Source organism: Alkalibacter mobilis (assembly GCF_015594845.1).
Lineage (GTDB): Bacteria > Bacillota > Clostridia > Eubacteriales > Alkalibacteraceae > Alkalibacter > Alkalibacter mobilis.
The window spans coordinates 1-3,079 of sequence record NZ_JADNRK010000052.1 but is presented as its reverse complement, the minus strand read 5'-3'; the positions used below and the strand labels follow the sequence as shown (position 1 = coordinate 3,079).

At 39.2% G+C, this 3,079-nt stretch carries 3 protein-coding genes; all 3 read left to right on the top strand.

Going from position 1 to position 3,079, the window contains the following annotated elements; genetic code table 11:
• Positions 1-189: 189 nt before the first annotated feature.
• From istA to IWB18_RS12230, 3 genes are read left to right on the top strand one after another with little or no spacing between them, the layout of a single operon-like run.
• Positions 190-1,707: an IS21 family transposase gene (istA, locus tag IWB18_RS12240; protein ID WP_195683904.1), complete on the top strand. Its 1,518-nt coding sequence runs from the start codon at positions 190-192 to the stop codon at positions 1,705-1,707.
• Positions 1,695-2,465, top strand: coding sequence for an IS21-like element helper ATPase IstB (gene istB / locus IWB18_RS12235; protein ID WP_195683903.1), 771 nt, complete (start codon positions 1,695-1,697; stop codon positions 2,463-2,465). The genes istA and istB overlap by 13 nt, the downstream gene beginning before the upstream one ends.
• Positions 2,466-2,516: 51 nt before the next feature.
• Positions 2,517-2,957 (top strand): hypothetical protein, encoded by a 441-nt coding sequence (locus IWB18_RS12230; protein WP_195683902.1) that lies wholly within the window; start codon positions 2,517-2,519, stop codon positions 2,955-2,957.
• Positions 2,958-3,079: the final 122 nt, after the last annotated feature.

The window sequence follows — 3,079 nt, the reverse complement described above, 5'->3', positions numbered from 1 at the left end:
TGTTGATTTATACTTAAAACTGACCCGGGATTAATGGTTAATACTGACCCACCTTGAGGTGCAAAGATTAACCAATCCTAATCTTAAAGTATGCTGAATCTTAAAAAATTAACGTTGTGAATTGACCCACCTCTGAAAGAGAATTATAATTCTTTCTGCGTGTAAACCATGCGGGAGGAGGAAACAGAGGTGAAAGATTTGGAAGACTGGGCAGCAGTACAAAAAGTATACAATCAGACTAAGTCAAAACGTGCTACGGCTGATATTTTAAGGATATCAAGAAATACTGTCAAAAAGCTTCTTGCGTTATCTGAACCGCCCAAGTACCAACGGATGTCGTACGGAACAAAGATTGACAAATTCAAAGAGCAGATTATCGAATGGCGATGTGAACCCTACAAGTTTAACGGCACTCGGATTTTCAGAGAACTTAAGAAAAGAGGTTATGACGGAAGTATCAGCCCAATCTATCGATTTTTAAATAAGGTAGATGAAGACATCGGGGAACGCATTAGTAAAAAAGCTACCGTGAGGCATGAAAGTCCACCAGGCGATCAGGCACAGTTCGACTGGACAGAATACGATGTGATCGTCGGGGGTAGATACCGAAAAGTATACTGTTTTGCAATGATCCTGGCAGCATCAAGAAAGAAGGCTGTCTGCTATTCACTAAAAGTTGATGGTGATGCGATCTACGAAGCCATTCAAGAACTTTTTAATGATCTTGGAGGTACAACACTTGAATTATTGATCGACAATCCAAAGGCACTTGTAATCACGAACAATCCAAAGTCCGAGGAAGAAATCAAATATAATCCCCATGCACTAATGATGGCAAAGCACCTGGGAACTGAGCTGAATGCATGCCCTTGTTATTGGCCTCGTAAAAAGGGCAAAATAGAAAGGCCATTCAACTATATCGAAGAGCAGTTTATTAAAGGAAATAACTTTGCAACTATGAGCGAACTCAATCTTCGGGGCAAAAAGTTTGTGGATGAATGGTGTAATGAAAAACACACAACGACACAGCGTATTCCAAACCAGTATTACCTTCTGGAGGAAAAGCAGTTGCTACAACCATTGCCGAAGAACCCCTACCATGTAAAGCGGTTGCAAAAACGGATTGTCAGTTCTGACAGTTACGTCAACATCGACAGCAATAAATACAGCGTTCCTGTAAAGTATGTGGGAAAAACACTCTGGTACAGAAAGATATATGGGTTTAAAATTGAACTATATGATTCAAAAGAAAATTTTATCATAGACTTTGAAGCTTCTGACACAAAATATAACACTCTTACAGAGCCAGTGCATTATGAAGCGATAGCTAAAAAAGTCAGTACATCCATACCCCAGATAAGAAGAGATTTTACTGCAAGATACACAAACGGTCTTAAATACCTGGAGGTTGCGGGAAGAAAGTTTGATCAGCCTACACATTATGCAAGAAAAATCATGGAGCTACAAGAACTCTTTGACGATCATGTGCTGGATAACTTTATAGGTATTGCTATAGAAGAAGATAAAATGGATATCAAGTCTTTCCGGTCGCTTTTGCGTGAGTATAACAATGGAACTCGACCATTTATCCAGCTGGAACGTGATGACCAAGAGCAGACAGACTGTTGTGATGAGAATTCTGCACTTACAAGAGACTGCAGTTATTATGAATTAGCAGCCAAGGAGGAAATAACATGCAACAGCTAGTAACTAATACGAAAGAATCTTACATTAATGCCAAGATGAAACAGTTCAAACTTGTTGACATGAGGCAACAGTACTCAAAGCTTATAGCAGAGGCTGAAAAGGCTTCCATAGGATATATGGATTTTCTGGTTCGCTTGCTTTCAGTTGAAGAGGAAGGGAAAAATGCCCGCCGCCATGAGAAGCTGTTATGCAATGCACGTTTCGAGTCATCTTCAAGACTTAAAGATATCGATTATGGCTTTAATGCTGGTCTGGACAAAGACAAGATAGAAGAATTGGGCAGCCTACGTTTCTTAGATGCTCACGAGAATATTATTGTAATAGGACCCCCAGGTGTGGGCAAAAGTATGATCGCTACTGGAATCGGTAGAAATGCATGTCAGGCAGGACGAAGTGTACTGTTTGTTAATGCAAAGGAACTGGTAGACAAACTTCATGACGAAATGATTAAAGGCCAGCTCGCGGAAATGCTTAAAAATCTCAACAAGATTGATTTGCTGATTGTAGATGAGTTATCTTACATAAAAATGGACAAAGAAAAAGAGAGCCTTTTTTTCCAGATCATCCGCCAACGATATGAAAAAAGCTCCCTTATTATTACGACCAACCTACCAATGGGTAGATGGGACGAATTATTTACCGGACAACTAGCAGCAACGGCGATTCTAGACCGGCTGCTTCACCACTGTCATGTACTTAGTATAACTGGTGATAGCTATCGTGTCAAAGGGTCAAAACAGAGTGCAAAAAAAGGATAGTTACATATATATTTTGAAGTTTAGATTTTAATAAACTGGGGGACTAGAGCGATGGCAAAGGTAAGTAACGAAGAACTAATAAAGGTTGTTCAAGTATACAATGATGAAGGACGGACTGCAGCTTATGATTTGCTGCGTAGTCAGTACGGTGTTAAGAATCCTTATTTTGTGATAAAAAGAATCAAGAATGATCCAAGATTTGAATACAACCAAGATAGAGATTGCTATCTTGTACACAGCCAAGTAGATACTAATGATGTTTTTATGAGCATGGAAGAACTCTGCTCGCCGATGGTTACAAAGCATGTTCAACCAGCAGAAAAACAGATGATCAATAGTCGACCCGCCGTAATGGAAAAATTGATTCAAGAATTATTGGGCGACCGTTTATTAGAGTTAAGTAGGTACATAGCACTAGACTCATCATCAAAAACAATGATGATAGATAATACGTCACTAGAGAGTGCAGGTTACAGAGTTATTACATACTGACAAGTGGGTCAATTCTCAGTGTTAAAATAGATTTCACAGGTAAAGTTGATCCGCTATTTATCAAAACTAAGGTGGGTCAGATTTAAACGAAAAAGTGGGTCAATTTTACTTGACAATCAACA

Coding starts and splice junctions, on each gene's coding strand:
- istB (WP_195683903.1), top strand. CDS start 1,695: ATGCAACAGCTAGTAACTAATACGAAAGAATCTTACATTAATGCCAAG.
- IWB18_RS12230 (WP_195683902.1), top strand. CDS start 2,517: ATGGCAAAGGTAAGTAACGAAGAACTAATAAAGGTTGTTCAAGTATAC.